Genomic DNA, 16182 nt, shown 5'->3' on the forward strand with positions numbered 1-16182 from the left:
CCAAGCGAAGAGAGGTTTTTTATGGAACATCCGTCCATATCCTCAACATCCGTCCCTTTTATTCCTCGCTCCAACACCACCACGGAAAGCAACAAGACCGGATCCTGGCGCTTTTTGCAACCGCGCTACGATGAAAAGACGGCCCCATGCAGCGCGGCCTGCCCGGCCGGGGAAGACATCGCTCGAGTACAAATGCTTGTGGCTCAAGGACTCTTTAAAGAAGCGTGGGAAACGATTCTTCAGGAAAATCCGTTACCCGGGGTGTGTGGGCGCGTGTGTTTTCATCCCTGCGAAACCCGATGCAACCGCGGTCCCTTTGACGAACCCATTGCCATTCACACGGTGGAACGCTTTGTGGCGGACACAGCCCTGCGTTACGGCTTACACCCCGAACTCGGGAACTCCAAATCCGTCCAAAAGGAAAAGGTGGCCGTGGTGGGCGCGGGTCCCAGCGGACTGGCCGCCGCCTATTTTCTCGCTCGATTGGGTTACACCTGCGACGTTTTTGAAGCGCGTTCTGAACCCGGGGGGTTGTTGCGATGGGGCATTCCCCCCTATCGGCTCCCTGTGTCCGTGGTGGACCGAGAAGTGGATGGGATTCGTTCCCTCGGTGTGCGCTTTCACTGCGGCCAGAGGTTGTCCCAGGATTTTCTCAAAGCCCTGCCGAAACGCTACGCCGCGGTTTTTCTCGGCTGTGGCCATTATGGAAACATCTCGGCGGGAATTCCCGGCGAGGACCTGCCCGGCGTGGAACAAGGCCTGCCTTTTCTGGAATCGGTGCGCTCCGGGTCCGTGCCCTCTCTTGAGGGAACCGTCGCCGTCATCGGTGGCGGCAACACGGCCGTGGACGTGTCTCGATGCGCCGTGAGGCTCGGCGCTCGGCCTATCATGGTCTACCGAAGGCGTCGCCAGGACATGCCGGCCTTTGGCCACGAAGTGGATATGGCTCTGGAAGAAGGCGTGGAGCTCATGGAATTGTGGGCACCGAGGGAAATCTCCCCCCACCCCCAAGGGCTACTGTTGACGCTGGAGCAGATGGAAGTGGTGTCTGAAGAAGAAGGGCGCGCCGTGGTGCGCCCTCTTCGCGGCCGCACCACCACCATAGTGGCCGCAAAGATCTTTATGGCTCTGGGCAACACGGCCGAAGAGCCGTGGTTGAATCCTCCCACGAAGGACACTTCTGAGGTCCTGCGCCTTGCCAACACCGTCCTGGTGTGCCACGCCGACGGAACAGCGGTGGCGTACGGGGGCGATCTGGCGGCGCAGAACAAATCCGTGGCCCATGCCATCGGTTCGGGCAAAGAGGCGGCCATAGCCTTGGATGTGTTTTTGCGCAATGGCCGAAACGCCGTCGCCGACCGTTTGGCGCGCTGCCGCGTCGGGCCGGGACCTTCGGTGTCCATGGAAATGTATCTCGAAGGAGAACGGTGCCGCCGAAACCCTCACGTGGTCACCTTTGAGGAAATCAATACGGATTATTTTCTTTACAGCCCTCGCCTCGTCCAACCCAGACTGCTCAAGGAGGAACGGCTTCAGGGTTTTGGGGAAATCGATCTCAAGGTTTCGGCCGCCTTGGCCATTCGTGAGGCCGAACGGTGCTTCAACTGCGGCCTTTGCAATCAATGTGACAATTGCCGGCTCTACTGCCCGGATCTTGCCGTGTGTAAAGACACTTCCGCCCAAGGGCGCCATATCAATCTGGACTACTGCAAAGGATGCGGCGTCTGCGTGGTGGAGTGCCCTCGAAACGCCATGTCCTTGGTGGAAAACGAAACGGGAGGCCGCCCATGAAAAAGGTGGTGGAAGGCAGCCATGCCGTGTCCGAAGCCGTTCGGCTCTGCCGTGTTCAAGTGATCTCGGCGTATCCCATCACGCCTCAGACCCACATTGTGGAAAGGCTATCGGAATTCTGTTCCAATGGCTCCCTGAAGGCCAAATTCTTGCGCGTGGAAAGTGAACATTCGGCCATGGCGGCGCTCATCGGTGCCGCCTCCGCAGGCGTGCGCACCTTTACGGCCACATCCTCCCAGGGGCTGGCCCTGATGCACGAACTGCTTCACTGGGCTTCAGGGGCGCGACTGCCCATCGTCATGGCGGAAGTCAATCGCGCTTTGGCGCCGGGCTGGAACATCTGGACGGACCAAACCGACAGCTTGGCGCAAAGGGATACGGGCTGGATTCAGATCTACTGCGAAGACGCTCAGGAAGCCCTGGATTCCACCATTCAGGCGTACAAGCTGGCCGAAACGGTCTTTTTGCCGGTGATGGTGATTTTGGATGCTTTCTTTCTGTCCCACACTTACGAACCGGTAGACATTCCGGATCAGAGCGATGTGGACCGATTCCTACCGCCCTTTCGGCCGTCCTTTCGACTGGACACTCGAGCACCGGCCGCGTTCAATCAGTTGTCCCCGCCCAACGTGTACATGGAAATGCGCCGCGACCTTCAAGATGCCATGGAATCGGCTCTGCATGCGCTTCTGAGCATCGACGACGAATACCGATCTTTCTTTGGCAGAAGCTACGGCGCTGTGGAAGCCGTGCACTGTGACGATGCGGACATTATTTTTGTGACGTCAGGAACCATCTCCAGCACCTGTCGCCTCGTGGTGGAAAAGCTTCGCCGGGACGGCGAAAAGATCGGGCTGTTGAAAATGCGCCTTTTTCGACCCTTTCCCTATAGCTTGGTCAAACAATGGACCTTGAAGGCTCGAAAGCTCGCGGTCATCGATCGAAATTTTTCCTTTGGCGCTTCGGGAATCTTTGCCCAGGAAATCCGCGCTGCCCTGTGCAATGAACCCAAAAGGCCCTTGGTCTTTGGCTACGTGGCCGGGCTTGGCGGCCGGGATGTGACACCCGAACTTTTGGAAGAAATCTACTGGAAAACCAAAACCAGCGCCCATCCGGAATCGGAAAGCCTATGGATGGGGTTGCAGCATCCCGCACCGGCGGCATAAAGAAACATCGAACCGTGAAGGAGTCGTGCCATGGAATCCAATGTTCAGGATCGCGAGTATATGTGCTCGGGGCATGTGGGGTGCCCGGGATGCGGCGCGGCCATTGCCATGCGGTTTCTTCTGAAGGCCTTGGGCGAAAAGACCGTGATGGTCATTCCGGCCTGCTGTTGGTCCATCATCGCCGGACCTTACCCTCAGTCGACCCTCAGAGTGCCGGTGCTGCACACGGCCTTTGAAACCGGAGGCGCCGTGGCCAGCGGCGTGCGCGCCGCTCTTGATCTTCAAGGGGACCGAGAAACCACGGTAGTGACCTGGGCAGGAGACGGGGGCACGTTTGATATCGGATTTCAGGCCTTGAGCGGGGCGGTGGAACGCAACGAGGATTTCATCTATGTGTGTTACGACAATGAAGCGTACATGAACACTGGAGTCCAGCGCAGTTCTTCCACGCCCTACGGCGCCTGGACCACCACCACGCCCGGACAGGAGTGGAAAAAGCTGCGCAAAAAAAACATTGTGGAAGCCCTGGTGGCTCACCGCATTCCCTATGCGGCCACGGCCAGCATCGCCTTTCCCGAAGATCTGATGCGCAAGGTGCACAAGGCCAAGGGCATTCGAGGGTCCCGTTTCTTGCACATCTATGCGTCATGCCCCACGGGTTGGCGCCTGCCCTCAGAACTGGCGGTGAAAATCGCCAGAATGGCCGTGCAAACCAATATTTTTCCTCTCTACGAAGTGGAAAACGGCGTGCGCTACACCATCAACTACATGCCCAAAGGGTACCTGGTGCGCGAATACTTCAAACTTCAAGGGCGGTTCAAGCACCTGACGGATGCGGATTTGGAAGAGATTCAACGCATGGTGGACGAAGACTGGGAACTGCTGTTGCGCAAAGCCGGCCTAAGCCCCGGTGCCGCTGGGCCCATCGCCACCCCGTCTCGTGCGTCGGTGCCTTTTAGGGGCTGAGACATGTCTTCGGCCAAGGGACAACCGAGGTGTCCCGATGCAGAAGTTTTGGCCTTTGTTGGCCTGGTTGGCCTATTTCATCCTGCCCACGGACCTATTTCCCGATTTTGTGCTGGGACCAGGATGGGTAGATGACCTGGTGCTGCTGGGTCTCGTGTACTATTTCTTCCTTCGCCAAGGAACGGCCAACGACTCGAGAACATCGTCCCAAAGTGCGAGCCCGCGTGACCGACGGGCGGAATACGAGGGCGGGCAAGGAGCCGAAAGCACCCGGGCTCGAACCCAGTCCGGGGCCAAAAATCCCTATGACATTCTTGGTATTTCCCCGGAAGCCGACATGGAGACCATCAAGAAGGCCTACCATCGAAAGGCAGCTCAATATCATCCCGACAAGGTGAATCATCTGGGAGAAGAATTGCAGCAGCTGGCCAAGGAGAAATTTCAAGAGATTCAGTGGGCCTATGAAACCGTGATGCGAGCCCGGGGGGAGTCACGACCATGACGGAGACGGCACACCACCATGAACGGCGCAAACGACCGTATCGATACCGTTTGGTGAACATCGAGTGTATGCCCCAGTCCGACCACTTCAACGTCATTATGGACCTAGAAGAATCCATCGAGGATCTTCTGCCCTATTGCGCCGCCGTTCTTCCCGGGGCCACCTATGTTCATGGAAGCGGCGTCGTGAACGTTATGGATCAAGGCCACATTGTCGGCATTTACGCCAAGACCATCACCATCACGGATGTTTCGGGACCCGAGGAGGCCGTGAAATGGTGCGACCTCTATTATGAAAAGATTGAACATATTCGCCGAAATCGGGAAAACATCGCGCCGGCTTTGCGAACTCGTCCTGCGAAAACCGTCCTTGACATTTACCGAACGCTTCCCAAGACCAATTGCGGCCGATGCGGCGTGCCCACATGCCTGGCGTTTGCCGCAATGGTTTTTCGAGGGGAAAGCTCCCTGGACGCCTGTGTGGAGGTTTCACGGTGATGGAGTCCCCGTCCGCGTCTCCATGGGTTTTTCTCTACACTCTGGCCAACCGTTTTGAGGCGGATGTGCTTTCGGACGTGCTGGAAAAAAACGGTGTGCCGTATCTCGTGCGATCTTTCGTGGAAACGGCCTATGACGGCTTGTTCGTGCCGCAGCGCGGCTGGGGACAGATTCTCGTGCCGGCCGAGTTTCTCAGCACGGCACGAAAGCTTGTGGCGTCCGTGCTGGAATCCTTGACCTCACCCAAGCTGTACGAGTCCGTGGAAGAACTGGATCCTTCCTTGTGGGATCAGCTCGCACGCAGGGATCCTCAGAATGTGTGCCGACGGGCCGCCGTCACCTGGAATGCTGCGCATCAATCGTACCGCATTCCTTTCCTTGCGGGAGCATTCACTTGCGTTCCTGCGCAAAAGACCATTTTACCGGAACAAGGATTAGTCTGGCCCATGGTGGATTTTCAAACCGGACTGGTGCTGCTGCACTATCTTCTGGAAGCCCAAGACCTTCCTCTGTCGGGCCGGTGGATCAGTGAAAAAGACATCCCATCGGGACATCAGTTCTTTACAGGCCCTCACGCTTTGCCCCTGGATGCCCTCGTGCGCCACGTCGCCGATGCGCCGCATCGATTGGCCGAAACGTCCAAGGCGCTAGGAGGGGTTCCCGTACCGTCCGCCGATATGGGTTTTGTGTTCGTCGTGTTGCCCCGCGTCCCCGTGCAATGCCTTTATTGGCACGGTGACGGCGAATTCCCACCGTCCCTCTCCATTCGCTTTGATGCCACCATCGCCAAGCATCTTCCTGCTCTGGATACCATCTGGGCCCTGGTCAACGTCTTTGTGCGTCATTGGACGGCGGCTCTGAAGCAGGCCTAAATGTAGGCCGCAAGCGAGCCTCGGCGTTCTAGATTCTCGTGCCGTTGAGATACGCGGCGTTAAGAAGACCCGGAACGATGGGTCGTGTGGAAACGTCCGGGGGCGAGAAGTCGAAAACTTTTGCAAGGAAGAGGGTGACAATCCGAAACGTGGCCCCCCAAAGAACTTCCACGTGAGCACCATCCTGATACAAGAAGCACGCAAAGTCCTGGGTCGGTGGCTGCACCACGGCCTGCACTTCCGGATCCACATAGAGCCTGTAGCGGTAATAGTGACGAGGGTTCAAAAGTTGGCGCAAAGGTATGCTGACGATCCGCTCCACTTCCCAATTGGGCACGAACTTCTGGGGCCGACCAATCCACCCAACCAAGGGGTGAATGATGCGAACAAACAAACGCAGCCTTTCCTCCGGCAATGGTCCGAGAAAACGGACAAAGAGGGGGTTGAGTCGCATCTCCTCCCAGCTTTCCCTTAAACTGGTGGCCAGCAGCAGGGCGAGCAGGCGAGCCGCTCGAGGATAATGGCGGCGCATGGCCGACCAATGAGGCCATCGAGCCAGAGGGAATCCGGGCAATGATAGGGCCTTGGCCAGCAGAGGATCCAGACGCCGTTCCACGGTGCCGCCGGGACAGCACAGGTCCCCACTCTGGCGCACGCGACGGGAACGGCGGTTGAGGATCAGGCAGGGTTCGTGCTCACATCCATCCTCATGCAGGCCGCAGCCCAAAAGCACAAGGACGCTGGATGAATTTTTCAGTTGCTTCCCAAAGGCCTCGGCGCATGGATCCTTGAGACAACTCGGAGCCAATCGTTTGATGATGTGGTCTTGCAAAAGATTCGGGTGCGCAAGGATTTCCTCGACATCGCCGTGGTCGGCAAGGGTCTTCATGGCTTCAAACCTATCAGCGCCTCGTATTCGGCCCATTTCTTTTCCAAACGCTCGGCCGATACCACATAGGGTCTTTTCACTTCCGGCGCAAAAACACTGAGCTTGTATTCTTCTATCATCCAGCGCATCGCGTCAAGGAACTCTCGAACCTGAGCCGGCGCCTCCGGTGCAAGGTTTTGGTGCGCGCTCTGGTAACGAGCCACAAAGGGAGCGACTTCTGCCCATTTCTGCCGATCCTTTTCCGGAGCCACGAAAGCTCTTTCCGCCCTCAGGGCTAAACCTCGTAGGTATCTCGGCAATTCCCGCATCACCGCACTTCGATACCGTCGTAAGAAATCCGCTGGAACCAGCTCAATCAATTCCTTCTCCACGGCGTGCAGTCGTTCCAAGGTCATGGCCGTGGTAGTCTGTTTGGACCGAAATTTGTCCAGCGTCTCGATGACCTCTGCGCGGGCATGCAAGACCGCCAGGATTTCGGACCACAGCTGCCTGGAGCGATACCCCAGCTGGGCCGGAAGATCTTGAATCGTCTGACGGTATTTTTCCTCGTCCAAGGGTTGCGGGTCGTGAAGGTCAAAAAGCTCACGAAGCATGTAAAGATGGGCTTGCTTTTGCGCTTCGCCCAGATGGCCGAGAAAATGGAGGGCTTTCAAAGATAGCGGCGCCTGCGTTGAATCGGAGTGCGTCCTCCCTGGAGCCAGCACCCACTCTTTGCGAAGGCTTTTGAGCAGAGGGGCAAAAGCATGCTGATACAGGACAAGCAGCCCGTCTCGAGTGGCTTCTTGAGCCGACGGCGCATCGGCAAAGAGACGAACGGAGACGGTGGTCCCTTCGGCTTGAAGCCCGGGATAGGCGCAGCGCATGACACCGTAGGCATCCCGGCCTAGTTCGATTTCTTGGGGAAGGGGTCCAAAATCCCAAGAGGTGAGGCCGGAGCGTTCCCACCGGCGGCGCGCTTTGTCCCACACCGCATCGTGGTGCACCTGAGGAGAGCTCTGCTGCAATTGCGCCAAATCTCGCCCAGCCCGCAGCACAGACCCGTCCTCGTCCACCACCTCAAAACGCATGCGCAAATGATCGGCAAGAGCTTCCCGCGGCCACAAAGACCGTGGGACATGCAAACCCGTGACATCCAAAACGGCCTGCCCCAGAGCGTCGTAGAAATCACCCTGACCCCAAGAAAGTTGGAGTAAGACTTTTCTGGCCGTTTCCGACACGGGGGCCAGTTGACGTCGAAGGGTTTTGGGCAAGTTCTTGAGTAAAAAGAAAATCTTTTCTTCAAGAAACCCCGGAACCAGCCACTCAAAGTCGTCCGGCCGAAGACGGGTCAGAATGTGAATAGGGACGGTCACCGTGACGCCGTCCGCCTCTTGACCAGGGCAAAAACTGTAGCGCAGGGGCAAAGAATACTCTTTCAGATCGAGCGCATCTGGGTAATCCGCGAGTCCCCCAGGGCTTGAACCCTTCCGGATGAGATCCTCCTCCTTCATGCGAAGGATCTCATCACCGCCCTGGGTCTTCAGCCACTTTTCAAATGAGCGGATATCGGACAAAAGGGGAACTCTCTGGTCGTAAAAAGAAAAAATGTTGTCTTGGTCGATGAGCATTCCTCGCCGACGCAGCTTGTCCTCCACATTTTCCAGGCTTTCACGAAGCTTTTCATTGTGTTCGTAAAAGCCATAGGACTTGGGCACGTCGCCTTCCACGAGGGCGGAGCGAATAAAAATGCGGCGGGCTTCTTCGGCATCATACCGCGCATAATCCACAGGCCTTTTCTCCACAATGGGCAGGCCATAGAGGGTTACCCGCTCAAAGGCGACCACGCGGCCGCGTTTCTTTTCCCAATGCGGCGACGACACATGCGATTTGATCAAATGACGCCCCAACTCCTCCAGCCATGCTGGCTCAATGGTGGCGGCCATGCGCGCAAAAAGACGGCTTGTTTGAACGATTTCCGCCGCCACGATCCAGTCTCCACCTTTGTTGAAAAGGCTTGATCCTGGAAAGAGCATCATCTGGCGGCCTCTGGCTCCTATGTACGTGTTTTTTTCCTTTTTTACCGCCACGTGGCTCAAGTAACCGCAGGCCACACTACGGTGAATGGCTTCGTAGGAAGCCGGCGCTCTGCCATCGCCCGGCCCCTTGCCAAAACCCACGTCTTCGAGAATGGCCTGAATTTCCTCCACCACCTGCGTCCATTCGCGCATGCGACGGTACGACAAAAAGGACTCTCGACAAAAAGTGCGCAACTGAGACTGGGACGCTCCTTCCCGTCGCTTCTGTTGATAGGCTTTCCAGATGTTGAGCAGTGTTAGGAAATCGGAACGCCGATCCCGAAATCGTGCATGGATCTGATCCGCTTGCTCTTGGTGCTCAAAAGGCCTTTCCCGTGGGTCTTGAATGCTCAAGGCCGCGCACAAAACGGTCACTTCCTTCAAGGCCCCTTCCCTTTGCGCCTGCAGAAGCATTCGAGCCATGCGCGGATCCAGGGGAAAACGAGCCATGAGGCGCCCCAGATCCGTGAGGCGATGGTGGCGGTCCACGGCGCCCAGTTCCCTGAGAACGGCAAACCCATCCTTGATGGCGGCCTCAGAAGGGGGGGTGATAAAGGGAAAGGATCGAACATCCCCAAAGCGCCAAGCCAACATTTTCAAAATGACTTCAGCTAGGTTGGATCGAAGGATTTCCGGAGGTGTGTATTTGGGTCGGCTTGCGTAGTCTTCTTCAGCATAGAGCCGCACGCACACGCCAGGTCCTGTGCGGCCGCATCGCCCCGCCCTTTGATCGGCACTGGCCTGGGAAATGGGTACCACCGGCAAGCCCTGGGTGCGGCTTCGTGGATTGTACATACTTAAACGGGCAAGACCCGTATCCACCACACAACGAATGCCCGGAATGGTCACCGAAGTTTCCGCCACGTTGGTGGCAACGACGATTTTGTCCTGAGGCAGCAGTTGGAAGACTCTCTCCTGATCCGCACCCGCAAGCCGTCCGTAAAGGGGCAAGACGACCGCCTCGGATCCGTGCACCTCCTGCAAACGGGCGCATGCCTCGCGAATGTCGTTTTCCGTGGGCATGAACACGAGCAGATCCCCGCGAAGGTTTTCTTTACGCAGATCTTGCACGGCTTGCACTGCCAAATCCACCGCCGTGCTGTCTTCCTGCGCCTTCGAGTCGGGGGGCAGGTAACGAATTTCCACGGGGTACGTGCGTCCCGAAACTTCGATAACGGGCGCATTGTCAAAGGCTTTAGAAAAAGTTTCCGGGTCGATGGTCGCCGACGTGATGACCACCTTCAGGTCGATACGCCGAACCATGGCCTTGCGAAGCAGGCCGAGAAGGAAATCGATGTTGAGGCTACGTTCGTGGGCTTCATCGACAATGACCACATCGTAAGCCTTGAAATAACGATCCGCTTGGGCTTCCGCCAAAAGAATCCCGTCGGTCATAAACTTGATGCGCGTCCGTGCAGACAGTCGCTCCTGAAAGCGGATCTTATACCCCACGAGACCGCCGAGAGGCTCTTGGAGTTCCTCGGCCACACGGCGGGCCAGAGTGACGGCGGCGATGCGCCGTGGTTGGGTGATGCCGATGAGCCTTTGTCGACCGAGGCCGGCTTCCAGGCACATCTTGGGCAATTGCGTGCTTTTACCCGAACCGGTATCCCCCGTGACCACCACGACGCGATGCCGACAAAGGGCATCAACGATGGCATCCTTTTTCTCTGAGATGGGCAACTCGTCGGGATAGGACCAACAAAGCGGCATGCTGAATGAGGTCGAGCACTTGTGCAAAAAGCCCTCAGAAGGCGAAGGGCGCTTTGAGGGCTTTTCACGCGCTGTTATCTCTGCCATTGCCTAAACGAACCTAACGGGAAATCATGGCCCGCATCATATCTCCGGCGTTTTGTGCATGGTTGGAAATGTCTCCCATGTATTCCACGAGGCGCACCAAATGAAAGGCCGAAGTGGCATTGTCAAAAGGATAATTAAGAAAATCGGCAAGAAGCTTGCGTTCCACCTGGTCCGATTCGAATTCGTACTCACGGATTTGCTTGATGGCGCTCTTGACCATGGCCCGATGGTTTTCGGAAAAAGTCTGAAAGTAGCTTTCCGCCGCAGCCACCATGGGATGCACCGATTTGAGCACGCTGGTGATCTTGTCCACCATCAACAAAAAGTCATCTACAACCTCATCGGGTATGTGCGTTTGGCGATAAGATAGCCAGTGCAGAGAATCCTGCGCGGAATCCAGAATCTTGTCTTGTTCTCGCAAGTACCACAACAGCTGGAATTTATCCATGGGAAGTAAAATCCCTCGAGGCAGATGACCTCGAATGTTGCGCTTCACGGCGTCCCCTTCGCTTTCCAGAAGCGTCACCTTGTTGTGGTATTTTTCAAAATCCTCCCGACTTTCGTCCAAATAGGTAATAAATGCCATTTTAAAAAGCGGCGCCACCTCCCGAATGATTTCCGCATGACGCAACAAGCCCTCAAAGGGAGATTTACGAAAGATACTGAAGAAAGCCGAACGCATTGCCGGTCTCCTTGTCTAGTGAAAGATCCACATCAACATCTTGAAAATCATCATGGTCGGTATGGCCGCCAGGGGCAAGGTGATCACCCAATAGATAATAATCTTGAAAACCACCTTAAAATCAACCGCCGCCAAGCCACCGCCAAGCCCCACGCCGATGACGGCGCCCACCGCCGCATGGGTTGTGGAAACGGGCAGACCCATCTTGGAAGCCACGAGCACGGAGGTGGCCGTGCCAAAATCCACGGCAAACCCCCGAGTATTGGTCAGGGTCGTGATGCGGCGCCCCACGGTCTCAATGACACGGTATCCCCACGTGAAGACGCCGAGGGCGATGAAAAAGCCGCCACCGGCCAAGAGCCATGTGGGCACGGGCGTTGTCGTCACCACGGACTGGGTCGTGTAGATGGCATAGATACCGGCCACGGGCCCCACGGCATTGGCCACATCGTTGGCGCCATGGGCCAGCGCCACATAGCACGACGTGAACACCTGAAACCGGCGAAAGATTTCCTCCACACCCTCCTCATCGAAGCGCCGAATCGTACGGCCCAACCATTCCTGAGCGATCAGGCCGAGGACCACAGAAATGCCCAAAGCAATGCCGAGGGCACTCCAACCCGAGATCTGCAACCTTTTGCCCAGAGGCGTCTTCATCAGGAAAGAAAGCACTATAGTGAAGAGCGTCGCACCGGCAAAAAGAGGGCTCCAGCGAAGAGCCCGCACGAAGGCGTTGGGCCACTCCAAAATGGTTTTTCGAACGAAATGAAAAATGAGAAAAGCAAGAAGCCCGGCAAAAATCGGCGAGATGATCCAGCTGGCCACGATGGCCGTAATTTTCGCCCATTGAATGGCTCGAAATCCCCCGGAAACGATACCAAAGCCGATGAGTGCCCCCACGATGGAATGCGTTGTGGAAACAGGAAACTGGCTCCAGGTGGCCACAAAGACCCAAAACGCCGCCGAAAGCAGGGCGGCCAACATGCCCAGCATCATGATTTGGGGATCTTGAGTGATGTTTTCCGCCACCAAAATGTTTCCCCGAATGGTGGCCGTCACGTGAGAACCCACAAACGTGGCTCCGATAAAATCCAAAATCCCACCAATAAGGACCGCTTGGCGCAACGTGATGGCCTTGGCTCCCACGGCGGAAGCCATGCCATTGGCCACATCATTGGCCCCGATATTCCAGGCCATGTACGCGCCTGTCAAAAGACCCAGAACCAAGATCAGCTCAGTCACGTGCCCACCTTTCCACGCACGGTTCGCCGGACAAAAGACATCGTGATCCATGGCGCTCAAATCGGCGGATCTTTACAAAAAGGTGACTTTCTGTCAATTGATGCTTTGAAGTCTGCTGTGAAAAGTTAACAAGGAACCCCAAGGGCCACGGTCTGCAAGGAGTGCGCACCAGGAGGTATCGATGACAGAACCTTCGCGGACTTCCTCTCATCTTGAAAAAGCTTATGAGGTTCTAGCGTCCACCATGGGCGTGCGTCCTCGCTGTGGGCTCATTCTGGGCACGGGCCTGGGTGGCGTGGTCGACGCCATGGCCGTGGAGGGAGAACTTTCCTACACGGCGGTGCCCCATCATCCAGTCTCCACGGTGGCAAGCCACCAAGGCCGCTACCTATGGGGCACATTGGCGGGCGTGGACGTGATAACGCTCCAAGGGCGCTTTCACCTCTACGAAGGGTACAGCCCCGCGCAGATCGCTTTTCCCATTCGACTTCTGGCGCGCCTTGGCGTCAAGGTCCTGATTTTGTCCAATGCCGCCGGAGGATTGAACCCACGCTTTGAGCCTGGTGACTTGATGCTGATTACGGACCATATCAACTTCACGGGCCAAAACCCCTTGGTGGGTCCCAACGTGGACGCCTTGGGTCCTCGATTTCCCGACATGACGGAACCGTATTGTCGCAGGCTGCAGGAGATCGTTCGAGAAGAAGCTTTGAAAGCAGGCCTTCGGTTGAGGGAAGGCGTGTATGTAGGCGTGTTGGGGCCGAGCATGGAAACGGCGGCGGAAACTCGGTTCTTGCGCGCTGCTGGAGCGGATGCTGTGGGCATGTCCACGGTGATGGAAGTGATCGCTGCCGTCCATGCCGGTTTGAAGGTCGTGGGCATCTCCGTCATCTCCAATGTCAACCGCCCGGATTGTTACGAACCCGTGCCGTTGGAAAAAGTCATCGAAACGGCCTCGGCCGCCGGCCCCAAACTCATGCACCTGCTGGAACGCTCTCTGCCCCGCATGGCGACCGCCCTTGAGGACTTTAAAAACAATGGAAAAGATTCCCTGTGATCTGCTCATCATCCATGGTCTCATCGTGACGCTGGACGATCATGGAACGGTTGTTGACGACGGATCCATTGCCGTCACCCTCGGTCGCATCGTAGCGCTGGGACCCAGCGAGGAGATGAAGAGGCGCTTTGCGCCCGCCCATGTTTTGGATGCCAGACAAGGCGTCGTGCTGCCCGGGCTGGTCAACGCCCACACCCATGCGGCCATGACCTTGTTTCGCGGCCTTGCCGATGACCTTCCCCTCATGGATTGGCTGCATCATCACATCTTCCCCGCCGAAAGTCGTCTCACTGAATCCTGGGTTTATTGGGGATCTCTTCTGGCCTGTGCGGAAATGATTCTTTCCGGCACCACCGCCTTTTGCGACATGTATCTTTTTGAACACAAGGTGGCACAGGCGGCCAAAGAGGCGGGCATGCGCGCCCTGGTCGGGGAGGTGCTCTACGATTTTCCTTCGCCCCACTATGGACCCATAGAAAACGGGTTGCGTTTCACCGAGGAGCTGATTCAGCATTGGCGCGGCGATCCCTTGATTCGCGTGGCCGTGGAACCCCATGCCCCTTACACCTGCTCCGAAGAACTCTACCGCCGGTGCATGAATCTTGCCCAAAAACATGATGTGCCCATGGTCACGCATCTTTCGGAAAATGCCTCGGAAGTTCAGCAGGTCATGGCCCGTTACGGCCGGCGACCCGTGGCCCATCTGGCGGCGCTCGGGGTCTTGAATAACCGCCTGATCGCTGACCACTGCGTCGACCTGGATGAGAGGGACATGGATCTTTTGGCCGAACACGGCGTGCATATGGCCCATAATCCCGAAAGCAATCTCAAATTAGCCTCCGGCTTCGCCCCCGTTCCCCAACTGCTTCGGCGCGGTGTCTGCGTCGCCCTGGGCACAGACGGCTGCGCCAGCAACAACAACCTGGATCTATTCGGCGAAATGGCCACCTGTGCCAAGATGCATAAGGCGGTCGCTTCGGATCCCACCACCATGAACGCGGCCACGGTGCTGCGCATGGCCACTCGAGCCGGCGCGGAGGCTCTGGGCCTGAAAGATACGATCGGGCAAATTCGGCCGGGATTTGCCGCAGACCTCATCGTGGTGGACTTTTCCGCGCCGCACCTCACGCCCGTCTACGATCCGGTGAGCCATCTCGTCTACGCCGCCAAAGCATCCGACGTGCTTCATACGGTCATTGACGGAAAGGTGGTCATGGAAAATCGAACACTGACCACCATCGACCTGGAACGAGTCCTATCCCAAGTGCGGGCCATCGCTCGCCTCTTGCAACCATGAGGGCTGCCATGCGCTCCGACGGCAAAATACCTGTCGATGGGCTTCTGACAAGGGCAGACCATGTGCTCACCTGCGATGCTTCGTTTCGAGTGTTCAGCCCCGGCGCCGTCGCCTTCCACAGGGGAACCATTGTGGCGGTGGGCCCTTGCAGCGAGCTGGAGGAGCGCTATGCGGCGAAAGAGACCTGGTCCCTTCAAGGCCATCTTCTGCTTCCCGGTCTGGTGAACACGCATGTCCACGCGGCCATGAGTCTCTTTCGCGGCGTGGGCGATGACCTCCCTTTGCATCACTGGCTGCATGAGCGCATTTTTCCCGCGGAATCCCGGTTTGTGCGGCCGCAATTCGTGCACCTGGGCACCCTTTTGTCCTGCGTGGAAATGGTGCTCGGGGGCACGACGACTTTTTGCGACGGCTATTTTTTTGAGGAATCCGCTGCCGATGCGGCGGAACGTATCGGCATGCGGGCCGTGCTGGGCCAAGGGGTTTTGAATTTTCCCACGCCGGATGTGCCGGACCCGGCTCGAATCGCCGATCGCGTTGCCGCATTTCTCGAAAGCTTTTCCCGCAGGCCGTCTCGGCTGACCCCTTCTCTTTTCTGCCACGCCCCCTACTCGTGCACCCCGGAAACCCTGCAATGGGCTAAGGACTTGTGCCGAGACCACGGCCTGCTCTTTCAGATTCATGTCTCGGAAACGGCATGGGAGGTCCAAGAAATCCAGTCGCGATACGGCCGAAGTCCCGTGCGCCTTTTGAAAGACCTCGGTATCCTCGACAAAAGGACTCTATGCGCCCACGCCGTGTGGGTGGATGAGGAAGAGATTCAGATCCTGGCCCAAACCCGAGCCGGCGTCTCCCACAGTTTGGAAAGCAACCTGAAGCTGGCTTCGGGCATTGCCCCCCTACCGGCCATGATCGGGGCGGGCATCCCCATCGGTTTGGGCACGGACGGATGTGCCAGCAACAATGATTTGGACCTCTTTTCTGAAATGAGCCTTGCCGCCAAAATCCACAAGGCGGCCTTCGACGATCCCACCGTGTGTTCCGCTCGTCAGGTGCTGCTCATGGCCACGCAAGGAGGAGCGCGCGCGCTGGGCTTGGGCGGGATCATCGGCAGTTTGGAAGTGGGCAAACGAGCCGATCTGGTGGCCGTGGATATGGACCAAGCACACCTCACCCCCCTATACGATCCCGTCTCGCACCTGGTGTATGCAGCACGATCGTCAGATGTGCGCCATGTCTGGGTGGATGGGGTACCCATCGTTCGCGATGGCACAGTGCAAAACTTGGATGTTTCCCAGGTTCTTGGGGAAGCTCGCACCCTAGCCCGAAAAATTCGCACGGCTTTGTTTCAGCCGTGAACTCGGGAA

General features: G+C 57.3%; 13 protein-coding genes. 9 read left to right on the top strand and 4 right to left on the bottom strand.

Annotated elements, in window-relative coordinates:
- Window positions 1-21: 21 nt before the first annotated feature.
- The 6 genes from EDC27_RS01320 to EDC27_RS01345 are packed head-to-tail and all read left to right on the top strand — an operon-like array spanning window position 22 to window position 5794.
- Entirely contained in the window at window positions 22-1791 is a 1770-nt protein-coding gene (locus tag EDC27_RS01320; protein ID WP_123288814.1) for an FAD-dependent oxidoreductase, read from the top strand.
- Window positions 1788-2957: a pyruvate ferredoxin oxidoreductase gene (gene porA / locus EDC27_RS01325; protein ID WP_123288815.1), complete on the top strand. Its 1170-nt coding sequence runs from the start codon at window positions 1788-1790 to the stop codon at window positions 2955-2957. Before EDC27_RS01320 ends, porA begins: the two co-directional genes overlap by 4 nt.
- Before the next feature lie 30 nt (window positions 2958-2987).
- Complete coding sequence (locus tag EDC27_RS01330; protein WP_123288816.1) at window positions 2988-3923, top strand: 3-methyl-2-oxobutanoate dehydrogenase subunit beta; 936 nt, start codon at window positions 2988-2990, stop codon at window positions 3921-3923.
- A 37-nt stretch (window positions 3924-3960) separates the two neighbouring features.
- Window positions 3961-4425, top strand: a complete 465-nt coding sequence (locus EDC27_RS01335) for a DnaJ domain-containing protein (protein ID WP_123289140.1) — start codon at window positions 3961-3963, stop codon at window positions 4423-4425.
- The gene (locus tag EDC27_RS01340; RefSeq protein ID WP_123288817.1) at window positions 4422-4922 is read left to right on the top strand and encodes a (Fe-S)-binding protein; all 501 of its coding nucleotides are present in this window, start codon (window positions 4422-4424) and stop codon (window positions 4920-4922) included. The genes EDC27_RS01335 and EDC27_RS01340 overlap by 4 nt, the downstream gene beginning before the upstream one ends.
- The gene (locus tag EDC27_RS01345) at window positions 4922-5794 is read left to right on the top strand and encodes a DUF3786 domain-containing protein (protein WP_245994197.1); all 873 of its coding nucleotides are present in this window, start codon (window positions 4922-4924) and stop codon (window positions 5792-5794) included. Before EDC27_RS01340 ends, EDC27_RS01345 begins: the two co-directional genes overlap by 1 nt.
- A 28-nt stretch (window positions 5795-5822) precedes the next feature.
- Here the strand turns inward: EDC27_RS01345 and EDC27_RS01350 are convergent, their stop codons facing one another.
- From EDC27_RS01350 to EDC27_RS01365, 4 genes are all read right to left on the bottom strand, one after another.
- A complete protein-coding gene (locus EDC27_RS01350) occupies window positions 5823-6683 on the bottom strand; it encodes an NUDIX hydrolase (RefSeq protein WP_123288819.1) in 861 nt (286 codons plus the stop codon).
- Window positions 6680-10450 carry an ATP-dependent RNA helicase HrpA gene (hrpA, locus tag EDC27_RS01355; protein ID WP_170161503.1) on the bottom strand — a complete coding sequence of 1257 codons (3771 nt, stop codon included), beginning with the start codon at window positions 10448-10450 and terminating at the stop codon, window positions 6680-6682. The genes EDC27_RS01350 and hrpA overlap by 4 nt, the downstream gene beginning before the upstream one ends.
- Window positions 10451-10550: 100 nt before the next feature.
- Entirely contained in the window at window positions 10551-11219 is a 669-nt protein-coding gene (locus EDC27_RS01360; protein ID WP_123288821.1) for a TIGR00153 family protein, read from the bottom strand.
- 15 nt (window positions 11220-11234) lie between these two features.
- The gene (locus EDC27_RS01365) at window positions 11235-12461 is read right to left on the bottom strand and encodes an inorganic phosphate transporter (protein ID WP_211334732.1); all 1227 of its coding nucleotides are present in this window, start codon (window positions 12459-12461) and stop codon (window positions 11235-11237) included.
- A 181-nt stretch (window positions 12462-12642) separates the two neighbouring features.
- Between EDC27_RS01365 and EDC27_RS01370 the strand changes: the two genes are divergently transcribed.
- Genes EDC27_RS01370 through EDC27_RS01380 form a run of 3 tightly spaced genes read left to right on the top strand, consistent with a single transcriptional unit; the run spans window position 12643 to window position 16173 of the window.
- A complete protein-coding gene (locus tag EDC27_RS01370) occupies window positions 12643-13518 on the top strand; it encodes a purine-nucleoside phosphorylase (RefSeq protein WP_123288822.1) in 876 nt (291 codons plus the stop codon).
- The gene (locus EDC27_RS01375; protein ID WP_123288823.1) at window positions 13499-14815 is read left to right on the top strand and encodes an amidohydrolase family protein; all 1317 of its coding nucleotides are present in this window, start codon (window positions 13499-13501) and stop codon (window positions 14813-14815) included. Before EDC27_RS01370 ends, EDC27_RS01375 begins: the two co-directional genes overlap by 20 nt.
- Window positions 14816-14823: 8 nt before the next feature.
- Window positions 14824-16173 (top strand): amidohydrolase family protein, encoded by a 1350-nt coding sequence (locus EDC27_RS01380; RefSeq protein ID WP_170161504.1) that lies wholly within the window; start codon window positions 14824-14826, stop codon window positions 16171-16173.
- The last annotated feature ends 9 nt before the right edge of the window (window positions 16174-16182 follow it).

This window comes from Desulfosoma caldarium (assembly GCF_003751385.1).
In the GTDB taxonomy this organism is placed as follows: Bacteria; Desulfobacterota; Syntrophobacteria; order Syntrophobacterales; family DSM-9756; genus Desulfosoma; species Desulfosoma caldarium.